Genomic DNA, 22,467 nt, shown 5'->3' on the forward strand with positions numbered 1-22,467 from the left:
CTAAGACTTATTCATCATCTTTTTTTGCTTCAGCTTCAGGTAAGTCCTTCACTGCTTCAGCGATCAGACCAAACATATAGTTACCATATGCATTGGTCTTATCATAATGGAAACGTAGACGAGGCGTAATACGGGTTTTGATACGACGACTCAGCTCATGGCGCAAGAAACCAGATGCTTTGTTCAACACATCCAAAGTTTCTTTATTGGCTTCTTGGCTTTGCTCATCGCCAAGTTCACGTCCCATCACAGTGACATAAACTTCCGCATATCCCAGGTCTGGGCTCACCTTCACCGCAGAGATGGTCACGAGACCACCTAAGCGTGGATCTTTCAGCTCCTGACGGATCAGTTCTGACAACTCGCGTTGTACTGTATCCGCCATACGCTTCAGACGTTGACTACCCGCCATTAAAGACTCCGTTTAATCAGTTGAACATCGTACACTTCGATCTTATCAAGTGCTTTGATGTCTTTATAGCCTTTCACCGCAAGACCACATTCCATACCGGCACGAACTTCTTCAACCACTTCTTTGTAGCGACGAAGAGATTCAAGCTCGCCCTGGAACACAACCACATCATCACGTAATACGCGAATCGGTTTGTTACGATGCAATACGCCTTCAAGTACCATACAGCCCGCAGCCGCACCAAACTTACTTGAGTGGAATACTTCACGTACTTGTGCAACACCCAGAATCGTTTCACGATGTTCTGGTGCAAGCTTACCGCTCATTGCTGCTTTCACATCATCAATCAATTGATAGATGATTGAGTAGTAACGAATGTCGATACTGTCTGCATCTGCTTTTTGACGCGCAGCGTTGTCCGCACGTACGTTAAAGCCGAGTAGAACTGCTTCTGAAGATTCAGCCAGTGTCACGTCAGACTCAGTGATCGCACCTACACCAGAACCGATGATACGTACTTTAACTTCATCAGTCGCAAGCTCAGCAAGTGCTACATGCAAGGCTTCCAAGGTACCGCGTACGTCAGTTTTCAACACAACATTTACGATAGGCACATCTTTCTTGCCCATAGACGCCATGATGTTTTCAAGACGCATTGCAGATTGACGCTCAAGACGTTTTTGACGTTCACGATCCATACGCGCATCGGCAACTTCACGTGCTTTCTTCTCATCGCTGACCACAAGAACTTCGTCACCTGCCATTGGCGCTTCTGGAAGACCCAGAATTTCCACTGGAATCGAAGGACCTGCAGATTTGATACGCTGACCATTTTCATCCGTCATCGCACGAACGCGACCATAAGATGAACCGGCAAGAACAAGATCACCTACTTTCAATGTACCGTTTTGAACCAGAATAGATGTTACTGCACCACGGCTGTTATCTACGCGTGCTTCAATTACGACACCTTGTGCAGCACCTTCTTCAGATGCCTTAAGCTCTAGAAGTTCAGCTTGAATCGAAATAATATCAAGAAGTTCATCAATGCCTTGACCAGTATGTGCAGAAACCATTGCCACTGGAACGTCACCACCCCATTGTTCTGGCACGATTTCTTTCACAGTCAATTCATTCAATACGCGATCTGGATCAGCAGATTCTTTATCCATCTTGTTGATTGCAACAATGATTGGTGTACCTGCAGCACGTGCATGGTCAATTGCTTCTGCAGTTTGTGGCATTACACCATCATCTGCTGCAACAACCAGAACCACGATATCTGTTGCTTTCGCACCACGTGAACGCATTGCAGTAAATGCTGCGTGTCCCGGAGTATCAAGGAATGTAATCATACCTTTATCAGTAGTTACATGGTAAGCACCGATATGCTGTGTGATACCGCCCGCTTCGCCAGCAGCCACTTTTGCACGACGAATACGGTCAAGCAGCGATGTTTTACCATGGTCAACGTGACCCATAATGGTAACAACAGGCGCACGCGTAGATTGCGCACCACGTGCTTCTTCAGCTGCTTCAAGCAAGTTATCTTCAGCTTGTGTATCAGAAACCAGTACCGGATTATGGCCCATTTCTTCCACAACAAGTGCAGCAATTTCTTGATCAATCGCCTGGTTCTGAGTAACCAATTCACCCATTTTCATGAGTGATTTAATCACTTCACGAACCTTAACTGCCATTTTCGCAGCTAAGTCAGCAACGACAATCGTTTCACCGATTTCAACATCGTAAACCTGTTTTTTCACAGGTTTTTCGAAGCCGTGCTTGTTGCCTTGACTGGTTTTTAAACCGCGCTTAGGCTGTTTGCTGAAGCTTTGCTCTTCCTGACCACGACGACCACCTTTTTTCGGTGCACGCGCGCTCGGCGTATTCGTACCACGTTTGATTTCGCGGTCTTCTTTCGCAAATGAGTCTTCATATGCCTGACCAACAAGACCGGCAGCCAGAGGAGAATCATCAACAACACGAATCGTTGCAGCAGTATCTTCCGCGGTGTACTTAGACGCCATTTGACGCATTTGTTCAAGCGTACGTTGCTGCGCTTCTTCAGCCGCTTTACGACGTGCTGCTTCTTCAACAGCTTTTAATTTTGCTGCTTCTGCTTCACGTGCCTTTTTCTGTTCAGCGGTTTCAGTTGGTTTAACAACTTGCTTCACAATCGGCTTGTTGGTTGATTTGCGTTTTACCACAACTGCAGCTTTAGAAACTTCTTGCTTGTCGCTGGTTTGCTTTGCAGCAGCACGCATCGCTTCTAGAGCTTTATTCGCGTTATTTACGCCAGTTTTTGGAGCTTCAGCAGAAGCAGCTTGTGCTGTATTCTGCTCAGGCGCAGCTTTAGCCTGTTGCTCAGCCTTGGCTTTCGCCAATGCTTCTGCTTTGATCTGCTCTGGATCCGGCTTAACAAATGTATGCTTCTTGCGAACTTCTACATTAATCGTTTTCGCCTTACCTGAAGTACTGGCTACTTTAGCCGTACTAGTCGTTTTACGTTTCAACGTGATTTGCCCTGCTTGGCTTTCTGAACCCTGTGACTTTTTCACATGGCTCATCAAGCTATCTTGTTGTTCGGTGGTAATAATATCGTCAGCTTTACGCTGTGGTAAACCTGCCTCACGAACCTGCTCTAGGAGCTTCTCAACTGGACTACCCACATTGAGGGCTAACTCTTTAATCGACTTGTCCGTCATATACTACCTCCTAGTTAAACCATGATTCGCGCGCTTTCATAATGAGTTGACCTGCTTTCTCAGCACCCAAACCTTCAATATCTTCGATATCGTCAGTCGCCTGATCTGCTAAATCATCCACTGTTACCACACCACGAGCTGCTAGCGCTTGCGCGATCTCTACTGTCATGCCTTCCATTGCAACAAGTTCTTCACTTGGCGCTTGTATGTTCTCTTGCTGTTGTAATGCATCAGCAAGTGCAATTTCTTTCGCACGGCTTTGCAGTAGTTCAACCAGTTCCGCATCCAGTTCGATTTCATCAAACGTTTCTGCAGGAACATAAGCAATTTCTTCAAGCGAGGTGAAGCCCATTTCTACCAATGCCATCGCCAAATCTTCCGCGATATCCAGACGGGTAACAAACATGTCTAAATATTGTTGCGCTTCGTTTTGTTGACGGGCGTAGTATTCCTCTTCCAGCATCATGTCCAGCTTGTAGCCAGTCAATTCAGATGCCAGACGAACGTTCTGACCTTGTGAACCAATCGCACGTGCCAACTGATCGCTGGTTGCGAAAATGATATCTGCAGTACGTGCATCTTCATCGATGACAATACTCGATACATCTGCTGGTTCCAATGCACTTGCGATATATTGCGCAGGATCATCCGACCAAACTACCACATCAATACGCTCGCCATTGAGCTCTTGCTGTACAGCTTGAATACGGGTACCACGCATACCAATACAAGCACCCACCGGGTCAATACGGTGGTCATTGGTTTTCACTGCAATTTTAGCACGAACGCCTGGTTGGCGAGCCGCCGCTTTAATTTCAATAATTTCTTCAGAAATCTCAGGGATTTCTTTCTTCATCAATGCAATCAGCATATCCGGTTTAGCACGTGACAGTTGTAACTGCGCACCACGACCTTCACGGTTGACATTGAATAGAATCGCATTCACGCGTTGCTTCGGACGAAGGATTTCTTTCGGAATCATTTCTTCGCGAGCAAGATACGCTTCAGCATTGTCACCTAGGTCAATGATAAAGCCGTCTTTGGTTTGTTTTTTCACTTCACCGTAGATCAGCTCGCCGACTTTAGATTCGTAAGCATCGGCTACGAGTGCACGTTCTGCTTCACGGATCTTCTGTACGATCACTTGCTTGGCAATTTGCGCTGCAATACGACCGAAGTCAATCGATTCAACTTCAAGCTCACGAATGTCGCCAATCGACCATTTTGCCGGATCAACATCAGAGATGGCATCCTGACAAGCTGGCATTTCATGGTCTTCGTCTGCAACCACTTCCCACTGACGGAAAGTACGATAGTCACCTGTTTTACGATCGATTTCCACACGTAAACGTGCTTCTTCCGAATGTGTTCCTTCGTAGAATTTTTTCTTTGTCGCAGCAACTAAAGCTTGCTCAAGCGCTTCAAAGATCGCTTCACGAGGTACACCTTTTTCGTTACTAACCGTTTCAACGACGGTCAGAATTTCACGTGCCATACGTCACCTATTCGTTAAATTTTTATTTATTAAATTAATCTTGGAAGACCAAATTTGCTTTATCGATATTGTGACTGTCGATCTCCAATACCTGTTGCTTTTCTACTTCAACCTGAATCATTTCATTTTCAAGATCGACAGCAACCAGTTTGGCCTGGAATTTACGACGGTTATCTACCGCACTGATCAAACGTAGTGCTACGGTATGACCGATATAGCCTGACATCTGCTCGAGCTGGAAGAATGGACGGTCCCAGCCTGGCGAAGATACTTCAAGTGAATATTCACCCGAGATCGGATCATGAACATCCAGCATTGCACCCACTTGCTGCGTGACACGCACACAATCCTGAACGCCAATACCACGCCCCTGCTCTTCTTCACCATCTTCATTGATTGCTGGTGCAACGCTCTCATCGACTGGCTTGTCGATGTAGATACGTAATAACGAACATTTACCCTGTGGCAGGAATTCAATCCCCCAAAGGTTTACATTACAGGCTTCAACTGCTGGTGCAATCAAGTCCTGAAGTGCTTGAGTTTTATTTGATAGCTTCATTTACTCTCGTCATCTGGTGCGATTTTATGATCTATTTGACCACTACAAACCAATACAAACTATAGTAGTAGTGAAACATGGAGATTTGACCAAATAATGTCGACACTACACGATAGCCAATAAAAAAGGGCGTAAATCGCCCCAATTAATGCACAATTTAAGATTTTTTCAAATCCCACTGTGCAAAAAGGCCCACCTTGTTGTGAGCCTCTTTTTAGAAACTTGGTAGCGGGAGCTGGATTTGAACCAACGACCTTCGGGTTATGAGCCCGACGAGCTACCAGACTGCTCCATCCCGCATCAACGTGCAAAAATTATATACAAAAGATGAGAACTTTTCAATCAAAACCACATCATTCTGCATATTTGTCATCTGTCGCTGAAAAAGTGGTAGCGGGAGCTGGATTTGAACCAACGACCTTCGGGTTATGAGCCCGACGAGCTACCAGACTGCTCCATCCCGCATCAGCGTACAAATAACATTCAGTTTAAAAAACTTAAACTGCTTTTAAAGTTTGCATCTTTAAAAGATTGGTAGCGGGAGCTGGATTTGAACCAACGACCTTCGGGTTATGAGCCCGACGAGCTACCAGACTGCTCCATCCCGCAACAACATGCAAATTAATTTTCTCAACTTAAAACCTGTTTAAGCTGCCTCTTGAAAGTTTGCGCCTTTAAAAAGGATTGATTGGTAGCGGGAGCTGGATTTGAACCAACGACCTTCGGGTTATGAGCCCGACGAGCTACCAGACTGCTCCATCCCGCATCAACAGAAGTTTTTTCAGCTGCATACACCAACTTAAATTTCTGGATTATAAGTTGGTGCGGAAGGGGGGACTTGAACCCCCACGCCCGAAAGCACTACCACCTCAAGGTAGCGTGTCTACCAATTCCACCACCACCGCAGCTGTGACGCATTCTAGTCGTATCACTGAAAAAAAGAAAGGATTAATTAAAACTATTCGGTCGTTTCTGGTGCAGTTGGTGAAGTTTCATTCGATTGTACAGGTGTGGTCGGCGCAGACTGAACCGATCCCAAACTATAGGCATTCGAGGTTTGTTGCTTGGCTAAAATCGCCAAAGTCAGACTGGTTACGAAAAACAGTGCAGTAAAAATTGCAGTCAAACGGGTCATGAAATTACCCGAACCCGATGCTCCGAATACTGTCGCTGCACCACCGCCACCGAAAGAGGCACCAGCATCTGCACCTTTACCATGCTGAACCAAAATCAAGACAATCATCAAAACAGCTAAGATAATATGTACTACCAGCACAAAAGTTTGCATGCTGAACTCCTAATTATTGTGTATTTGCAAATGCATGAGCAATTTTATGGAACGACTCAGCATTGAGTGATGCACCACCGACCAATGCCCCGTTGATATCTGGGCAGGCTGCTAACTCTACTGCATTTTCCGGCTTGACACTACCACCATATAAAATCGCCATCGTCGCGCCATAACCAGTGATCTGGCTTAAACCTTGACGGATTTGTGCATGCATGGCCTGTGCATCTTCAGGAGAAGCAGTTTTACCAGTTCCAATTGCCCAGATCGGTTCATAGGCAATCACGATATTTTTCCATTGCTCAGCTTCAACCACAGCAGCAATATCACAAATCTGTTGTAGCACTACAGCTTCTGCCTGCCCTGCTTCACGTTGTTCCAGGCTTTCACCAACGCAATAAATCACGGTCAAACCGGCACTTAAGGCATTCTTGATTTTCGCATTTAAAATATCAGCATTTTCCGCAAATATTTCACGGCGTTCAGAATGACCCACTAGTACATAGTGAATTTGACTATCGGCCAACAATTCAGCACTGACTTCACCAGTGTAGGGACCTGTTCCAGAAATACGTGAAACATCTTGTGCTACGGTATAAATCGGACGAACCGCAGATGACAGCTCTGCCTGAATCTGGCTTAAGGCAATGGCAATCGGTGCCACACCTAAATGACATTGATCTTCGGCAATTGGCGCAGTTTCCAGCAAATTCTTAATACCACGCACCAAGCTCAATGCATCTGCCTGCACCGGATTCATTTTCCAGTTACCTATCACCCAAGGGGTAATCGTCGAAACCGACATAATTAACCTATTTCATTTACATATTTTGAATTGGGCACATTCTACACGGAATTGGAAAATTAAAAGAATAGTTTTCTTATCACTCCTTCTCAGTTTAGACTATCCAAAATGGTTATTTTTTGTTATCACTTAAAAAAATGGGGACTTCTTCCAACCAGTTCATGCTTTTACTGGAGATGAGGAAGCTAGCAGCACTCTTGGCTATGGTATTTTTACGTAACAAACGTATAATTTTAGTATAGCAATTAAAAGAATTTGATGAGTAGGCATTTATAGCATGACAGCATTACAGGGGTCGCCAAGATTTACCGGATTTATTCGTCGTTTGGTCGAGGAAGGCGTCATCTCGGCTGAAGATATGCGCAGTGCATTAGCGCATGCCAAACAAGAAAAAATCGATATTGTGGCTGAGTTAATTAACCAGCAGCAACTTTCTCCAACCGTCATTGCTGAAACGATTTCAGTCGAATTTGGCGAACCGCTGTTTGATATCAGTGCCTATGATCCTGCTCAAATTCTTCGGGATGCGATTGATGAAAAGCTGATTACCAAGCATCGCATTCTGCCGATTTTTAGAAATTCCAGTATTTTATATGTTGCGACCAGTAACCCGACCAATATCGAAGCGATTGATGCAGTCCGCTTTTCCACCAAACTCAATATTGAAACCATTATTGTTGAACACAATAAACTTGAAAAACTGATCGAGCAGAATTTTACCGAAGAAAGTACCTTTGAATTCGATGAAGACTTTGATCTGGATGTTGATGTCGAATCTGCTGATCCGAATAAAGAAGAGGATGACAGTAACAAGGGTGAAGAAGCACCGATTGTCAAATATATTAATAAATTACTAATTGATGCGATCCGTATGGGGGCTTCAGACTTACATTTTGAACCTTATGAAAAAATCTATCGGGTACGTTACCGGGTAGATGGGGTATTACGCCAGATTGCAACACCACCACTACAGCTGGCAAATCGCTTGTCTTCGCGTCTTAAAGTCATGTCGCAAATGGACATTTCTGAAAAACGGGTACCGCAAGATGGTCGTATTAAATTAAAACTTTCTAAAAATAAAGCCATTGATTTCCGTGTCAACTCTCTCCCTACCCTGTTTGGTGAGAAGCTGGTACTGCGAATTCTGGATCCCTCCAGCGCGATGTTGGGAACTGATGCACTAGGTTATGAACCGGAACAAAAAGACCTTTTTATGCAAGCGCTGGACAAACCGCAAGGCATGCTCCTGATCACTGGTCCAACAGGTTCCGGTAAAACCGTTTCACTGTATACCGGTCTGAATATCCTCAATCGTGAAGATACCAATATTTCGACAGCGGAAGATCCGGTCGAGATTAACTTACAAGGCATTAATCAAGTCAACGTCAACAATAAAGTTGGTCTTACCTTCTCTGCCGCACTGAAGTCCTTCTTACGTCAAGACCCGGACATCGTAATGGTCGGTGAGATCCGGGATCTGGAAACTGCCGAGATTGCGATTAAAGCGGCGCAGACCGGTCATATGGTGATGTCGACCTTGCATACCAATAGTGCGCCTGAGACCTTGACCCGTTTACGAAACATGGGGGTGCCCTCTTTCAATATTGCCACTTCAGTAAACCTGGTCATTGCACAACGGTTGGCGCGTCGTTTGTGTTCACAATGCAAGAAACCTGCAGATATTCCGCAACAAAGCTTACTGGAGATGGGCTTTACCGAAACCGACTTGCAGCAACCTGAGTTCCAAATTTATGAACCGGTGGGCTGCAATGAATGTCGTGAAGGCTATAAGGGTCGTGTAGGTATTTATGAAGTTATGAAAGTAACACCCGAAATTTCCAGAATTATTATGGAGGACGGCAATGCACTTGAAATTGCAGATGCTTCCGCACGTGCAGGTTTTAACAATTTACGCCGGTCAGGTTTAATCAAGGTGATGCAGGGGGTGACTTCTTTACAGGAAGTCAATCGTGTCACCAGCGAATGATCGGGCGCTGATCTAAAATAAGGATAAAGGTATGGCAGCAGTAAAGAAAGGCCAGATGATGCCGATCTTCAGCTATGAAGGAATTGATCGTAAAGGGGCAAAGATCAAGGGGGAATTGCCAGCAAAAAATATGGCTCTGGCCAAGGTCACCCTTCGGAAACAAGGCATCAGCATCAAGACCATTCGGGAAAAGAAAAAAAATATCCTTGAAGGCTTGATGAAGAAAAAAGTCTCAACACTGGATATTACAATTTTTACCCGACAGTTGGCGACCATGATGAAAGCCGGGGTACCACTGGTACAAGGCTTTGAAATTGTCGCAGAAGGTCTGGAAAATCCGGCGATGCGTGAAGTTGTACTAGGAATTAAAGGTGAGGTTGAAGGCGGTAATACTTTTGCCGGAGCACTGCGCAAATATCCACAATATTTCGACAACCTATTCTGTTCACTGGTCGAATCTGGTGAACAATCTGGTGCTTTAGAAACCATGCTAGATCGCGTTGCGATTTACAAAGAAAAAAGCGAACTACTCAAGCAAAAAATCAAAAAAGCCATGAAATATCCTGCTGCGGTGGTTGTAGTCGCCCTAATTGTTACCATCATTCTGATGGTCAAAGTGGTCCCGGTTTTCCAGGATTTATTCTCTTCATTTGGTGCGGACTTACCGGCTTTTACCAAAATGGTGGTCAATATGTCGGAATGGATGCAAAAGTATTGGTTCCTGCTGATTATCGCCATTGGGGCCGTGATTACCGCTTTTCTTGAAGCGAAAAAACGCAGCAAGAAATTCCGCGATTTTCTGGATAAGGCCGCACTCAAAGCCCCGATTTTTGGTGACCTGGTGTATAAAGCGATTATTGCACGTTATAGCCGCACTTTGGCCACGACTTTCGCAGCTGGTGTTCCCTTGATTGATGCACTGGAATCCACTGCCGGCGCTACCAATAACGTCGTGTATGAAGATGCCGTGATGAAAATCCGTGAAGATGTCGCCACAGGTCAACAACTACAGTTTGCCATGCGCGTGACCAACAAATTCCCATCCATGGCAGTACAAATGGTCGCGATTGGTGAAGAATCTGGTGCACTAGATGCCATGCTAGACAAAGTAGCCACACATTATGAAAATGAAGTCGACAATGCAGTTGACGGCTTAACCTCGATGATGGAACCGCTCATTATGGCTGTTCTCGGTGTGCTTGTCGGTGGTCTGGTGATTGCCATGTACCTTCCAATTTTCCAAATGGGTTCTGTGGTTTAATGCACGATTTTCTTCAATATTTTATTCAAAACCCAACGGCGTTGTATATCGCAGTTGGGCTTTTTAGTTTATGTATCGGCAGCTTTCTGAATGTCGTGATTTACCGCACTCCCAAGATGATGGAACAGGAATGGCGTACTGATTGCCAGATGTTCCTGCATCCGGAACAGCCGGTGATTGATGAAACTAAGTTAAGTTTAAGCAAACCCGCTTCAGCTTGCCCCAAGTGTCATCAGCCAATCCGCTGGTACCAGAATATTCCCGTCATTAGCTGGCTGGTCCTGCGCGGAAAATGTAGCAACTGCCAGAATCCGATCAGCATCCGTTATCCTTTGGTTGAAATTCTGACGGCAGTTTGTGCACTCCTTGTCGTAGCAGTATTTGGCCCTACCCTACAAATGCTGTTTGGCCTGATCCTGACTTATGTGCTGATCGCACTCACTTTTATTGATTTTGACACCCAGTTATTGCCTGACCGTTATACTTTACCCTTGGCCGCGCTAGGTTTGGGGGTAAATAGTTATGCACTTTATACCTTACCCGGTGCTGCCATCTGGGGCTATATTATTGGTTTCCTGTGTCTGTGGGTGGTGTATTATGCATTTAAAATCGTTACCGGCAAGGAAGGTATGGGCTATGGCGATTTTAAATTGCTTGCCGCCCTGGGTGCCTGGATGGGGCCTTTATTACTGCCTTTAATTGTGCTGCTGTCTTCTCTGGTTGGTGCGATTATCGGGATTATCCTACTGAAAGTCCGCAAGGAAAATCAGCCTTTTGCCTTTGGTCCCTATATCGCGATTGCCGGCTGGATTGCTTTTTTGTGGGGCGAGCAGATTATGAAAGTGTATTTAGGTCAATAAAGTGAAATTTATACTCGGATTAACCGGCGGGATTGGCAGTGGCAAGTCTGCTGCCAGTCAGTGGTTTGAAGCACAAGGGATCACGGTAGTCGATGCCGATGTGGTAGCGCGTGAAGTGGTCGAAATTGGGCAGCCTGCACTTACCCAGATCCAGCAGGCTTTTGGCGATTGGGTACTGCTTGCCGATGGCTCACTGAATCGTCGTGCCTTGCGTGAATATATCTTCCAGTCTCCTGAAGCACGCAAGACCCTGGAAAGTATTACCCATCCGGCAATTCGCACTTCCATTATCCAGCAACTACATGCTGCGCAAAGTCCCTATGCCATTCTGGTTTCACCACTTTTATTTGAAACCAATCAGCACGAACTCACTCAGCATACCTTACTGATTGATGCCACCATCGAACTGCAAATTGAGCGGGCCTCACAACGTGATGGCCAGAATATCGAACAAATTCGCAATATCATTGCCGCCCAAATGTCCCGCGAACAAAAGCAGACCATGGCCGATGATATTGTCCTAAATGATGGTCATCTGGATCATCTCTATGCTCATCTCAGACCATTACATCAAAAATATTTAAACATGGCAGCCAGCTGAAGCATAAAAAAAGCAGTCTGATTAAGACTGCTTTTTTTGTTCTGCTAATTTTCGGCTCAGACTGTCCTGATGCTGTAACCAGCGCCACGGCTGTAAGGCCCCGACGGCCATACCCATCAGGCCACACACCATGGCCAGACTTAAAGTTTCATTTAATAAAGGTACAGCCAGAATTGCCGCAATAAAAGGTGCAAGATTGGTAATACTGCCTGCCTTAAATGCACCAAGACGCTTGATGGCTTCTACATAGCTTAAAGTAGCAATAATCACCACAAATATGCCGTGAAAAATGGTCTGAAACAGTAAATGCTTGGGTTCAGGCACACTCAAATTTTTCGGTAAAAATAGCAGATAAATCGGCACATATATCACTGCCGACCAGATCGCGACACCACACATTGCCTGCCATGCAGTTAGCTGATATTTACGCAATAAAACAGTAAAAATCGCCCAAAGTATGGCACTGATAAAAAACAGCCCGTCCCCTGCCCCAAAGGCTACACCAGTTTCCCGATACATCAGCATACTCATGAGACATAGTACGACGATCATAATGATCAGGCTGGCCCAGGTATGTTTATCAAAAGCCTGCCCCATCAGAAAAAAAGCCATGATCGCGGTACAGATCGGAATACAGCCATTCAAGAAAATTGCAGCATGGGCGGTAGGTGCGTAGTGAAAAGCACTATAGGCAAACAGGCAATAAATCACCCCGCCAATCATAGCTAAAATAAAAGGCTCTTTTTTCAGTAAAAAAGCGGCCTCTTTACGATAAAGCAAGATCGGCATCAGAATCAGGAAGGCCAAAGAAAAACGCAAGGCCACAATATCCCAAGCACTGATCTGCCACAGCGCATTCAGGCGGGCTGTTAAAGTAAAACCGCCCCAGATGCACATGGTAACAACTAAAAAAACATAGCCTTGGGTACGGTCTGACAATGCCATCATCAATTAAAGGTTACGTTGACGGCAGGCTTCATACAGCGCCATGCCTGTAGCCACACTGACATTCAGACTTTGCAGATTACCTGCCATCGGAATATACACGGTCTGATCACATTGGCTTTGCGTAATTGGACGTAGGCCAGTATCTTCCGCACCCATCACGATACAGACGCCAGTACCGGTAAAATCAAAATTTTGAATCGGCAGCGCTTTTTCATCCAGCATAGTTCCGACAACACGAACATTAAAATCTTCTTTGATTTGACCCAAAGTACGCGCCAGATTGGTGACCTGAATGAATTTGACTTTGTCCGCACCACCTGCAGCCACTTTACGTGCAGTCGGGGTTAACGTTGCAGAACGATCACGTGGCGCAATCACTGCCTCAACGCCCATTGCAGCGGCTGTACGGATACAGGCACCGAGATTATGCGGATCGGTAATATGATCGAGGGCCAATAACAACGCTTGAGGATTCGCACTCAACAAGGATTCAAGATCTTTTTCATTCAGGGTTGGATGAGCACGAACTGCGGCTACGACCCCCTGATGAAACGGTTGCCCGGCCAGTTTCTCCAGTTTGTCACGGCTGGCTTGCTGCACACTGATCCCAAACGGTTCAGCCAGTTCCAGTACACGCTTTAAACGCTGATCATCGCGTCCTTTGAGAGTGAATAATGTCAAGACACGTTCAGGCTCAAGCTCTAACAATGACTCCACTGAATGTACGCCATAAAAATATTCAGGTTTTGCCATGAACGACCTCTAGATTAGTTATATACAAAAGAAAAATCCCGTAAAGCTGACTTCACAGGATTTCTATAGCTGATTAGTTTAACCGATTCGCACTGAAATTTCTTGCCCGGTTTACACTGATCTTGAATCTGGACTTAACCTTCAAAATGGCAGACATAGTCCAGCACATCATCGGTTTCGATTTTAAAACGGCTATTGCCCGGCACATAGAAAGACTGCCCCGCACGGAACAGCTCACTTTCTTCGCTATCGCCAATCTGAACACGGCATTCACCTGAAACAATTTCCATACGCTCAGGAACATGTGTTTCAAAGGTCAAGGCATTTTCTGATGGCAGAATGACACCCAAAGTTTTTTTGGTCCCGTCTTCAAATTGTACAATGTGGCTAATACACAACCCGCCGAAATATACATTAGATTTTTTAAGTACAGATACATGATCAAACTGAGCTGACATGCGATTTCTCCAGATAAAGCATTTTGTAATATTTTGATTGCTGTAGTTTAAATGTGCACCCTCAACTAATCAATCGAAGTTTGTCGGCGTCGATCAAATATTCTGTATCACCTGAACCCCTTCTATTTACAGCATGTTTTGGCCTGTATTTTGCTGATAGATAAACTTAAGTTTCGATCTGCACGCGCTCTTTTAAAAACAGGCTCAATTGAATCTTTAATTTAAAGATTGGGGATGTCAAAAATATGAAAATCAGCAGTGCATTAACGGACTTCTGAGTCAGCTTCTTGCGAAAATACAGTGAAATAAGCATATATAAATCGCTAAAATTTAAGATAGAATGAAATTGATTCGTCCTGATTTATAATAATCACAGCCATGTTGCGACCCCAATCCGACATCAGGCTATTTCAATCAAACTTTTCGCAGCCCGGATGCGTTTATGCTGACACATTTAACTCTGATCAATTTTGCTTTAGCTGAACATCTTGCTATTGATATTGATAAAGGTTTTAACGTTTTAACCGGTGAAACCGGTGCAGGTAAATCCCTCTTACTGGATGCATTGTCTGCCTGTTTGGGTGAGCGAACCGATACCAATTATGTACGTTATGGCTCAGAAAAAGCCGATGTCACTGCCAGTTTCAGCTATCAGGAACACAGTCCTGAAGCCGCATGGTTAAAAGAACATGAGCTGGATGACGAATCAGGTGAAATTCATTTACGCCGGGTGATTTTTGCTACCGGCCGCAGCAAGGCCTGGATCAATGGACGTCCGAGCAGCCTGTCTGAACTGAAAGAAATTGGGCGTTTACTGGTACAACTCTATAGCCAGCATAGTCAGCAGCAACTTCTGGAACCGCCTTATCCGAAGCACTGGCTGGATCGTTATTATCATTTTTATGCGCCGGCTCAAGCAGTACGTGATGCGTATAGCACTTGGCAAAAAAATATTCGCCAGCATCAGGCAGCTTTGGATGCACAAGCGACACGCAAGCAGCGTCTGGAAACCCTTGAGCTGCAACTCGAAGAACTGGAAGAAATTGTTCAGACGGATTATCCTGAAATTGAACAGGAATTTGATCGGCTCTCGCATCATGAAGCCATTATGCAGGACTGTGTCTATAGCCTGAATGTGCTGGATGAAGCTGAACAGAATATCACTCAGGAACTGGCATCAATTATGCGTCGGGTTGAGTCGCATGCCGGACGCAGTGAACAGCTTTCCGGGATTTATACTTCCCTACTGAATGCTCAAAGCGAACTTGAAGATGCAGCAGCGAATTTACGCCAGTTTATGGATCGGCAGAGTTTTGATCCTGAACGCATGGAAGTACTGAATTCAACTTTAGAAATCTTCCATCGTCTGGCACGTAAATATCGTACCCAGCCAGAATTACTGAAAGAAGAATATGAAGCCTGGCAAAGTGAACTGGAACAGTTACATCAACTGGAAGATCCGGAAACACTGGCTGAACAGGTAGCAGTGTCTTATCAGGAATTTCTGGATAAAGCCCAACATCTGGATCAGATTCGCCGTGAAGCCGCAGCACCTTTGGCCAAGCAGCTCACTGAGCAGGTCAAACAGCTGGCACTGCCTGAAGCACATTTTGAGTTTAAGTTTGAGCCTCTGGAACATCCATCTAGCGAAGGCCTGAGCTTTATCCAGCTACTTTTTACTGCCAATAAAGGCATTCCGGCACAGCCTTTGGCCCGGGTTGCATCAGGTGGTGAGCTTTCGCGTATTGCGTTGGTGATGCAAGTCATGAATGCGGAAAAAACCGAAGCGGAAGTGCTGGTCTTTGATGAAATTGATGTCGGGATCAGTGGTGGTACCGCAGAGATTGTCGGGCGTTTACTGGCCGATCTGGCCCAACATGTACAGATTCTGTGTATTACCCATCAGGCGCAGGTTGCAGCACAATCTGATCAGCACCTACTGGTGAAAAAACAGCAGACTGATCCTGCCAGCAGCACGATTATCAATCTTGAAGAAAATGAAATAATTCAGGAGCTTGCAAGAATGACAGGTGGTGTAGAGATTAGTGAAACCACCTTGCAACATGCCCGTCAGTTACGTCAGCTGAAATTTCAGCAGGCTTAAATATTTACAATCTGGACAAATAAAATTTGGTGAATCCAAGAAGCTCTAGTAACGTAGCTATTAGGATCATAGGATTTCTCTGCGAAGAAATTAATTTTAAGGAGAACTGCTCAGGTGACCAAACAGTTTCTGACACATCGTTGTCTGATTGCACCGCCGCATGCGAATGATGATTTTTTTGCCCAGACGGTCATTTATCTCGCACGGCATGATGAAGATGGTGCGCAAGGCATCATTATCAATCGACCTGCCGGCATTCAAATTAAAGAATTGCTGAATGATCTTGATATTGAAGCAGACAATGTCAATCCGCATGAAGTATTGCAAGGTGGTCCATTACGCCCTGAGGCCGGCTTTGTCCTGCATACCGGTCAGCCGACCTGGCATTCGTCTATTGCCGTAGGCGAGAATGTCTGTATTACCACATCGAAAGATATTCTGGATGCCATTGCGCATAATGAAGGCGTTGGTCGCTATCAGATTGCACTTGGCTATGCCAGCTGGGGCAAACACCAGCTGGAACAGGAAATTGCTCGTGGTGACTGGCTGATTTGTGATTCCGATATGGATCTGATTTTTAATTTACCTTATAACGACCGTTGGGACGCTGCCTATAAAAAAATGGGGGTAGACCGCAACTGGTTATCTTCCGAGATTGGACATGCCTGATGTAAACGCGCCACAAACCATTATGGCGTTTGATTTTGGTACACAAAAAATGGGAATGTCGGTCGGACAATCCCTGATTGCTAGTGCCAATCCCCTACCCTTATTTCCCATGAAAGATGGTATTCCCAACTGGGATGAACTACTCAAAATCGTGAAAAGCCATCAACCCAATTTATTTCTGGTCGGCTTACCATTGAATATGGATGATAGTGAATCGGAGCTGTCGACACGGGCGCGAAAATTTGCCCGCCGTTTACGTCATCAGACCAATATTGAAACCTGGATGGTGGATGAACGTTTGACCACCCGTGAAGCACGCGATGAACTGGATCATTACCAAGCTCAAGGTCGAGGCAAGAAACTCTCTGCGGACAGTATTGCGGCTGCCTTGTTGATTGAAAGCTGGTATCGCCATCCTGCCGGAATCACGCCTTAATCTGTTTTTAAATTTTTTTAAATCAGCATCCTTTAGGGTGCTTTTTTACACTCCAAAATGCTTCTTAAGGATAAAAATAACGAAAAGTCAGATTAATTCTCGGTGTTAAAACTTTGCTGGTTTTGCTGATACTGTGCTTCCAGTGCTGCTGCGTCGCGCCACGCATCACAATCAGTTGTCCACTGTGTAACAGCACATCGACTTTATCGCTGTGAATTTTATGCTTAAAGCTCATTTTACGGGTAGCTCCCAGACTTAGAGAAGCGATGACATTTTCCCGAGAGGTACCTGTATATAACGCCGGCTCATCATCACTATGCCAGCCCAAGCCTTGGGAACCATCTTCATACAAATTGGCCAGACAGGAATTAAAGGGATGACCGACCAGAATTTCAATATGCTGCTTTAAACGGAATAATCCGGGTGTCCATACCTGAGCTTGTTTGAGCGTACCAGAATAACGATACTGATAATGTTCATCGCCATACCAGACCACCTGGCGACCTGTGACATGGTGCTTGCCAAATAAATGCACTTCATCATGTTGCCAGGCCAGCTGACTGAGAAAATGCTGTAGATACTGCTGGCTTTGTTCCTGATCCAAAATCAGGCCATAATCCTCCACTACCCCATCAAAAGGTAATACATTGGCTTGCGGCTGGGGTGCAAATAAATCGAGAGTCATATCAATTCAATCCAGTATCCACATGAAAATACTGACATTCGACCTAAAGGATTACAACTGCTCTTCACAAATGACTACAACATTTATGCTTGTGGCTAGCCTAATTCCTGCCTAGACTGAATTCAACTTTCACAATAAAAATAATCCTTTTATGAACTTATGGCAGCTGTTTCAGAAACTTCGTCCCTTTGTTCAGCCTTACCGGTTGCTGGTGATTGCCACGCTGATTCTGACCCTGATTGGCTCATTCACCGCACAGGTCAATGCCATTACCTTGCAATATGCGGTCGACAGCATCAATTCGCTACTCGAAACCGGTCAAGGACTGGAACAAGGCTGGCATATTCTGATCACGATTTCGGCGATTTTGCTCGGCAAAGAAATTATCAATGCCTTTGTCCAGTTCGGGCAGAAGTTCTATGGAGAGAAACTGCGGATTTTTGTCTCTCAGGATCTGGCCCAAGGGATTATTGAAAAATTTTTAAAATATCGGCTGGAATTTTTTAATCAGGAAAATAACCAGGCCGGTAAATTACAGACCCGGATTGACCGTGGCATTGGCTCACTGACCCGTCTGGTGCAAATTTTCTTTATTGATATTTTACCGTTATTTACCAGTGCCATTGTGGCTTTGGGGCTAATGTACTATGCCAATGTGTATGTCGGTCTGGTCGCGACTGCTATTGTTCCTATCTATTTCTGGCTGACCTATAAGCAGGCACAAAAACTCGGGGGCTGGCGCCGCAGTCTTCGCGATGGTCGGGAGAGAAAAAGTCAGGGCATTCTCAGTATCATCAACTCGATTACCGTGATTAAGTCTTTTAACCGCGAATCGATTGAATCGGAAAAGCAGCTCGGTTTACAGCGTGAACTGACCGACAATCAGATGAAAACCCGCCAGACCAGTTTCCTGTTTGATGGCCTGAAAACTTTTCTGGAACAGATCGGGATTGTACTGATCATTATTTTAACCTCCTACTTTGTGCTGGATGGCCAGATGAGTATCGGTATGATCATGTTTCATGTGCTGCTATTTAATAATGTCTCTGCCCCAATTCGATCCCTGCACCGGATTTATGATGAAGTGAATGATGCCATGATCTATTCAGAAAGCTTTTTCAAAATTCTGGAGGCCGATGATGAAATTGAACAAAGCGGTCAGCAGAAACCGATTGTCCAAGGCAAATTTGAACTGAGTGGCGTGAATTTTTATTATCCAAACGGCCACCATGCCCTGAAAGATATTGATATGGAAATTCGCCCCAATAAAATTACCGCCTTGGTGGGCTTATCGGGTGCCGGAAAATCTACCCTCATCAGTTTGCTGGATAAATTTTATGAACCACAGCAAGGTCAGATCAAACTGGATGGCATTGACCTGAAAGATTATGACACCCAATATCTACGCGATCATATTGGTCTGGTCTTACAAAAAAATCATATTTTTCAGGGCACCATCTTTGACAATATCCGTTATGGTAAAACTACTGCCTCAATGGAGGATGTAATTGAGGCAGCAGAAAAAGCCTCGATTCATGAGCAGATTTTACAGTTACCGGATGGTTATGATAACGATGCCTTGATGCTGTCTGGCGGCCAGCAGCAACGGATTGCCTTGGCACGGATGTTCCTGAAAAATCCACCGATTATTTTTCTAGATGAACCGACGGCGAGTCTAGATGCAATTGCCACGGAACAGATTAAACACAGTCTGGACCAGATCAAGCAAGGCCGTACCGTGATCATCATTTCGCATAGCCTGTCGCAGATTATTGATGCGGATTATACTTACGTGATGAAAGAAGGAACGATTGCTGAGCATGGCGAGCACGACCAGCTTTATCATCAGCAAGGCGTGTATAAGGAAATCTTTGATGCGATGGCCAAAAGCCTGAATATTGAAAAAATTGCCAAAACTTTTGAAGATGATGCCGAGGAAGAAACTCATAGTTAGCTTCTCTATCTCAATAAAGAAACCTCCGGTACGGAGGTTTTTTTATTTTAATTTTTTAAGATTTAACGCTGAACTTTCTGTTCAATTTCTTCAACACTGGTATGACGCACATCAAAACCTTTGACCATATAGATCACCTGTTCCGAAATATTCCGGGCATGATCGCCAATTCTTTCGAGTGAACGCAGCACCCACAATACATTGATGACACGACTGATATGCCGTGGGTCTTCAATCATATAAGTCATAAGCGTACGTGTGGCTGACTGATATTCACGGTCAATATCCGCATCCGCCAACATGACCTTCAAAGCTTGATCTACATCCAGACGCGCAAAAGCATCCAGTGCATCATGAATCATCACCCGCACCTGGTTGCCAATATGCCGGGTTTCCATATAACCGCGTGGTGAGCTACCCTCTTCACACAAGCTTTGTGCAATTCGGCCTATTTTCGAGGCTTCATCGCCAATCCGTTCCAGATCGGTATTGGCCTTGGACATGGCAAGCACCATACGTAAATCAATCGCGGCAGGATGACGGCGCGCCAGAATCAGGGTCAGCGCTTCATCAATATCTCGTTCCATCTGATTGACGACATTATCTTGAAACTGCACATCTACTGCCATTGAGACATCTGTGTCCAATAGGGCATGAATGGCATTAGCTACCTGCTGTTCTACCAGTCCGCCCATCGTCATGAATTTGGTATTTACGTCCTGCAGTTCTTCATTAAATTGCGAAGAAATGTGATGACTTAATACAGGATTATTTGGACACAAGGAAAGCTACTCCTGAACGATAGAGGACAATGATCAATAATAAATCATATTAAAGCATATCCATGATGAAAGTTTGATGACAATAGTAGCCTCATAGAGGCTGAGGCGAATCATATTCAATCAGCCAGGCATTCAGCTCTGCCAGTTCCTTTTCGGTTAACTGCCCGACCGAGGCCTGCAATTGCAGCGCATGCAACAGATAATCATATTTGGCATTCAAATAATCGGTCTTGGCAGAAAAGGCATTACGCTGTGCCAGCAACACATCGACCATGGTTTTTAAGCCTTCCTGATATTGGGCTCTGGACGCTTGTGAGACAATTTCCGAAGAGTCCATCGCGGCTTTACGTGCATTCAGTTTGGCCTGATCGGTTTCTACCTGCATAAAGGACTGTTTCACATCGGTATTGGCTTTACGGATAGCCGCATCCAGTTGCGCTTCACTTTTTTGCACATTAACGCCGGCCTGACGGATACTTTTTTGCGTGCGTCCACCGCTAAATACATTCCAGTTCACCTCCACCCCAATCTGGTCGAAATCTCCATTGCTGGACATGATCGTAGCCGGACTTTGCTTTAAATAGCCATAGGTTCCGACCACTTCGACCTGCGGATAGAGCGCAGCCTGTTCGACCCGTTTGGCATCTTCAGAATAGCGCTTTTGCAGACGCGCTTGCAGAATATTCAGATTTTGGCTTTGTGCTAATTCGGTCCAGGACTGCATATCACTTGGAACCGGTTTCTGGAACTGGAAATCGTTGCGTAATACCGCCAGATTTTCCTGATAAGGGCCGATTAACTGTGCCAGCTGTTCTTGGGCCAGTACCAGCTGAACTTGAGTCGAAATCCGGTTGGCTTGGGCACTTTGATACTGGGCATTGGCTTCACTGACCTCACTACGCGCCACCAAACCTTCTTTCAGCTTAGCATTCATCATGCGTAACTGTTCAGACAGCGCCTGCTCTTCCTGTAAATAAGCCGTAGTCAAAGACTGCTGCCGCAAGACATTAAAATAGGCTTCGGCCACCTGTAAAATATGCTGCTGTTTTTGCAGACGCAGATTGACTTCACTGAGTTCGACCGAGGTCTTGACCTGCTTATAACCTTGCCAGGCATCCCAGCGAAATAAAGGTTGGCGTGCGGTTAAGGCCACCTGACGGCTGGTTGTACTGGAACTTTGCAACTCACCAAATTCAGCAGGCAAACCTTCAGACTCTGAGTTGTTGACGGACTGGTTTTTACGGGTCACATTTCCAGATAAAGTCACGGTCGGCAGCAAATTTCCGCTGGCAATCCCCAGATTGAGCTGATCAGATTGGTACTGCAACACATTCGCCTGCCAATTTGGATCATTTTGCTGGGCGCGTGCATACGCTTCTTGTAAATCCAGGGCAAAAATCGCCGGACTAATTAATAGCAATAAACAGGCCATGACACTGCGTTTTAATTTCATTTTATAGTGTTAACCCCTAACAGCCATTCAGATCAAAAAATTCTGGCGCTTTAAGCTAAGCCATACTAAAGAGATCTCTTGAATTTTTACGTATGATTTTTATTAATTTTTTAATATAAAGATCAATTTTTATCCATCATTAATTCAATTTTCTGGCTCCCATACCGGCAATGTAACAAAGCAATTCACAATACTAAACATAGTATTTTAGTTTGATCTATACAATATCTCCCAGTAAGGCCGTTATTT

General features: G+C 45.0%; 20 protein-coding genes and 5 tRNA genes. 8 read left to right on the plus strand and 17 right to left on the minus strand.

What is annotated here, in order from left to right; genetic code table 11:
- Positions 1–7: 7 nt before the first annotated feature.
- The 11 genes from WFH18_RS02615 to tpiA all read right to left on the minus strand — a co-directional run bounded on the left by WFH18_RS02615 (position 8) and on the right by tpiA (position 7,267).
- On the minus strand, positions 8–412 hold the full coding sequence (locus WFH18_RS02615) for a ribosome-binding factor A (protein WP_004281108.1): 405 nt from the start codon (positions 410–412) through the stop codon (positions 8–10).
- A complete protein-coding gene (infB, locus tag WFH18_RS02620) occupies positions 412–3,120 on the minus strand; it encodes a translation initiation factor IF-2 (RefSeq protein ID WP_004281106.1) in 2,709 nt (902 codons plus the stop codon). Before infB ends, WFH18_RS02615 begins: the two co-directional genes overlap by 1 nt.
- Positions 3,121–3,130: 10 nt before the next feature.
- The gene (gene nusA, locus WFH18_RS02625) at positions 3,131–4,615 is read right to left on the minus strand and encodes a transcription termination factor NusA (RefSeq protein ID WP_004281105.1); all 1,485 of its coding nucleotides are present in this window, start codon (positions 4,613–4,615) and stop codon (positions 3,131–3,133) included.
- A gap of 34 nt (positions 4,616–4,649) precedes the next feature.
- Positions 4,650–5,174, minus strand: coding sequence for a ribosome maturation factor RimP (gene rimP, locus WFH18_RS02630; protein ID WP_004281103.1), 525 nt, complete (start codon positions 5,172–5,174; stop codon positions 4,650–4,652).
- 223 nt (positions 5,175–5,397) lie between these two features.
- Positions 5,398–5,474 (minus strand) — tRNA-Met (locus tag WFH18_RS02635).
- Positions 5,475–5,562: 88 nt separating this feature from the next.
- A tRNA-Met gene (locus tag WFH18_RS02640) sits at positions 5,563–5,639 on the minus strand.
- Between the two features lie 67 nt (positions 5,640–5,706).
- Positions 5,707–5,783 (minus strand) — tRNA-Met (locus WFH18_RS02645).
- Between the two features lie 80 nt (positions 5,784–5,863).
- A tRNA-Met gene (locus WFH18_RS02650) sits at positions 5,864–5,940 on the minus strand.
- A gap of 54 nt (positions 5,941–5,994) precedes the next feature.
- Positions 5,995–6,079: transfer RNA gene (locus tag WFH18_RS02655), tRNA-Leu, on the minus strand.
- A 53-nt stretch (positions 6,080–6,132) separates the two neighbouring features.
- Complete coding sequence (secG, locus tag WFH18_RS02660) at positions 6,133–6,462, minus strand: preprotein translocase subunit SecG (RefSeq protein ID WP_004281101.1); 330 nt, start codon at positions 6,460–6,462, stop codon at positions 6,133–6,135.
- 13 nt (positions 6,463–6,475) lie between these two features.
- The gene (tpiA, locus tag WFH18_RS02665; protein ID WP_004281100.1) at positions 6,476–7,267 is read right to left on the minus strand and encodes a triose-phosphate isomerase; all 792 of its coding nucleotides are present in this window, start codon (positions 7,265–7,267) and stop codon (positions 6,476–6,478) included.
- Between the two features lie 277 nt (positions 7,268–7,544).
- On the opposite strand from tpiA, the gene pilB reads away from it, so the two are divergent.
- The 4 genes from pilB to coaE are packed head-to-tail and all read left to right on the plus strand — an operon-like array spanning position 7,545 to position 11,976.
- Complete coding sequence (gene pilB, locus WFH18_RS02670; RefSeq protein ID WP_005265509.1) at positions 7,545–9,254, plus strand: type IV-A pilus assembly ATPase PilB; 1,710 nt, start codon at positions 7,545–7,547, stop codon at positions 9,252–9,254.
- 31 nt (positions 9,255–9,285) lie between these two features.
- On the plus strand, positions 9,286–10,515 hold the full coding sequence (locus WFH18_RS02675) for a type II secretion system F family protein (protein ID WP_004281096.1): 1,230 nt from the start codon (positions 9,286–9,288) through the stop codon (positions 10,513–10,515).
- Complete coding sequence (locus WFH18_RS02680) at positions 10,515–11,375, plus strand: prepilin peptidase (RefSeq protein WP_004281094.1); 861 nt, start codon at positions 10,515–10,517, stop codon at positions 11,373–11,375. The genes WFH18_RS02675 and WFH18_RS02680 overlap by 1 nt, the downstream gene beginning before the upstream one ends.
- Before the next feature lies 1 nt (position 11,376).
- Positions 11,377–11,976 carry a dephospho-CoA kinase gene (coaE, locus tag WFH18_RS02685; protein ID WP_004281093.1) on the plus strand — a complete coding sequence of 200 codons (600 nt, stop codon included), beginning with the start codon at positions 11,377–11,379 and terminating at the stop codon, positions 11,974–11,976.
- A 21-nt stretch (positions 11,977–11,997) separates the two neighbouring features.
- Here coaE and WFH18_RS02690 read toward each other — a convergent pair whose 3' ends face one another.
- From WFH18_RS02690 to ppnP, 3 genes are all read right to left on the minus strand, one after another.
- Positions 11,998–12,921: a DMT family transporter gene (locus WFH18_RS02690; protein WP_004644926.1), complete on the minus strand. Its 924-nt coding sequence runs from the start codon at positions 12,919–12,921 to the stop codon at positions 11,998–12,000.
- Positions 12,922–12,927: 6 nt separating this feature from the next.
- A complete protein-coding gene (gene rlmB, locus WFH18_RS02695) occupies positions 12,928–13,677 on the minus strand; it encodes a 23S rRNA (guanosine(2251)-2'-O)-methyltransferase RlmB (protein ID WP_004281091.1) in 750 nt (249 codons plus the stop codon).
- A 134-nt stretch (positions 13,678–13,811) separates the two neighbouring features.
- Positions 13,812–14,135, minus strand: a complete 324-nt coding sequence (gene ppnP / locus WFH18_RS02700) for a pyrimidine/purine nucleoside phosphorylase (protein WP_004281089.1) — start codon at positions 14,133–14,135, stop codon at positions 13,812–13,814.
- A gap of 442 nt (positions 14,136–14,577) precedes the next feature.
- Between ppnP and recN the strand changes: the two genes are divergently transcribed.
- The 3 genes from recN (at position 14,578) to ruvX (ending at position 17,344) form a co-directional block, all read left to right on the plus strand.
- Complete coding sequence (gene recN / locus WFH18_RS02705) at positions 14,578–16,239, plus strand: DNA repair protein RecN (RefSeq protein ID WP_004281087.1); 1,662 nt, start codon at positions 14,578–14,580, stop codon at positions 16,237–16,239.
- A 114-nt stretch (positions 16,240–16,353) separates the two neighbouring features.
- Positions 16,354–16,908, plus strand: a complete 555-nt coding sequence (locus WFH18_RS02710; protein ID WP_004281085.1) for a YqgE/AlgH family protein — start codon at positions 16,354–16,356, stop codon at positions 16,906–16,908.
- Positions 16,901–17,344: a Holliday junction resolvase RuvX gene (gene ruvX / locus WFH18_RS02715; protein WP_004281083.1), complete on the plus strand. Its 444-nt coding sequence runs from the start codon at positions 16,901–16,903 to the stop codon at positions 17,342–17,344. The genes WFH18_RS02710 and ruvX overlap by 8 nt, the downstream gene beginning before the upstream one ends.
- Before the next feature lie 64 nt (positions 17,345–17,408).
- Here the strand turns inward: ruvX and WFH18_RS02720 are convergent, their stop codons facing one another.
- Positions 17,409–18,029: an alpha-ketoglutarate-dependent dioxygenase AlkB family protein gene (locus tag WFH18_RS02720; RefSeq protein ID WP_004281082.1), complete on the minus strand. Its 621-nt coding sequence runs from the start codon at positions 18,027–18,029 to the stop codon at positions 17,409–17,411.
- A 151-nt stretch (positions 18,030–18,180) separates the two neighbouring features.
- Here WFH18_RS02720 and WFH18_RS02725 point away from each other — a divergent pair, with 151 nt between their 5' ends.
- Positions 18,181–19,983: an ABC transporter ATP-binding protein gene (locus tag WFH18_RS02725; protein WP_004281080.1), complete on the plus strand. Its 1,803-nt coding sequence runs from the start codon at positions 18,181–18,183 to the stop codon at positions 19,981–19,983.
- A 62-nt stretch (positions 19,984–20,045) separates the two neighbouring features.
- Here WFH18_RS02725 and phoU read toward each other — a convergent pair whose 3' ends face one another.
- Both phoU and WFH18_RS02735 read right to left on the minus strand, forming a co-directional pair.
- Entirely contained in the window at positions 20,046–20,765 is a 720-nt protein-coding gene (phoU, locus tag WFH18_RS02730) for a phosphate signaling complex protein PhoU (protein WP_004281079.1), read from the minus strand.
- A gap of 91 nt (positions 20,766–20,856) precedes the next feature.
- A complete protein-coding gene (locus WFH18_RS02735; protein WP_005265505.1) occupies positions 20,857–22,218 on the minus strand; it encodes a TolC family outer membrane protein in 1,362 nt (453 codons plus the stop codon).
- Positions 22,219–22,467 lie beyond the last annotated feature (249 nt).

Source organism: Acinetobacter sp. USHLN143 (genome assembly GCF_037145695.1).
Classification (GTDB): domain Bacteria; phylum Pseudomonadota; class Gammaproteobacteria; order Pseudomonadales; family Moraxellaceae; genus Acinetobacter; species Acinetobacter fasciculus.

Coding starts and splice junctions, on each gene's coding strand:
- WFH18_RS02615 (WP_004281108.1), bottom strand. CDS start 412: ATGGCGGGTAGTCAACGTCTGAAGCGTATGGCGGATACAGTACAACGC.
- infB (WP_004281106.1), bottom strand. CDS start 3,120: ATGACGGACAAGTCGATTAAAGAGTTAGCCCTCAATGTGGGTAGTCCA.
- nusA (WP_004281105.1), bottom strand. CDS start 4,615: ATGGCACGTGAAATTCTGACCGTCGTTGAAACGGTTAGTAACGAAAAA.
- rimP (WP_004281103.1), bottom strand. CDS start 5,174: ATGAAGCTATCAAATAAAACTCAAGCACTTCAGGACTTGATTGCACCA.
- secG (WP_004281101.1), bottom strand. CDS start 6,462: ATGCAAACTTTTGTGCTGGTAGTACATATTATCTTAGCTGTTTTGATG.
- tpiA (WP_004281100.1), bottom strand. CDS start 7,267: ATGTCGGTTTCGACGATTACCCCTTGGGTGATAGGTAACTGGAAAATG.
- pilB (WP_005265509.1), top strand. CDS start 7,545: ATGACAGCATTACAGGGGTCGCCAAGATTTACCGGATTTATTCGTCGT.
- WFH18_RS02675 (WP_004281096.1), top strand. CDS start 9,286: ATGGCAGCAGTAAAGAAAGGCCAGATGATGCCGATCTTCAGCTATGAA.
- WFH18_RS02680 (WP_004281094.1), top strand. CDS start 10,515: ATGCACGATTTTCTTCAATATTTTATTCAAAACCCAACGGCGTTGTAT.
- WFH18_RS02690 (WP_004644926.1), bottom strand. CDS start 12,921: ATGGCATTGTCAGACCGTACCCAAGGCTATGTTTTTTTAGTTGTTACC.
- rlmB (WP_004281091.1), bottom strand. CDS start 13,677: ATGGCAAAACCTGAATATTTTTATGGCGTACATTCAGTGGAGTCATTG.
- ppnP (WP_004281089.1), bottom strand. CDS start 14,135: ATGTCAGCTCAGTTTGATCATGTATCTGTACTTAAAAAATCTAATGTA.
- recN (WP_004281087.1), top strand. CDS start 14,578: ATGCTGACACATTTAACTCTGATCAATTTTGCTTTAGCTGAACATCTT.
- ruvX (WP_004281083.1), top strand. CDS start 16,901: ATGCCTGATGTAAACGCGCCACAAACCATTATGGCGTTTGATTTTGGT.
- WFH18_RS02720 (WP_004281082.1), bottom strand. CDS start 18,029: ATGACTCTCGATTTATTTGCACCCCAGCCGCAAGCCAATGTATTACCT.
- WFH18_RS02725 (WP_004281080.1), top strand. CDS start 18,181: ATGAACTTATGGCAGCTGTTTCAGAAACTTCGTCCCTTTGTTCAGCCT.
- WFH18_RS02735 (WP_005265505.1), bottom strand. CDS start 22,218: ATGAAATTAAAACGCAGTGTCATGGCCTGTTTATTGCTATTAATTAGT.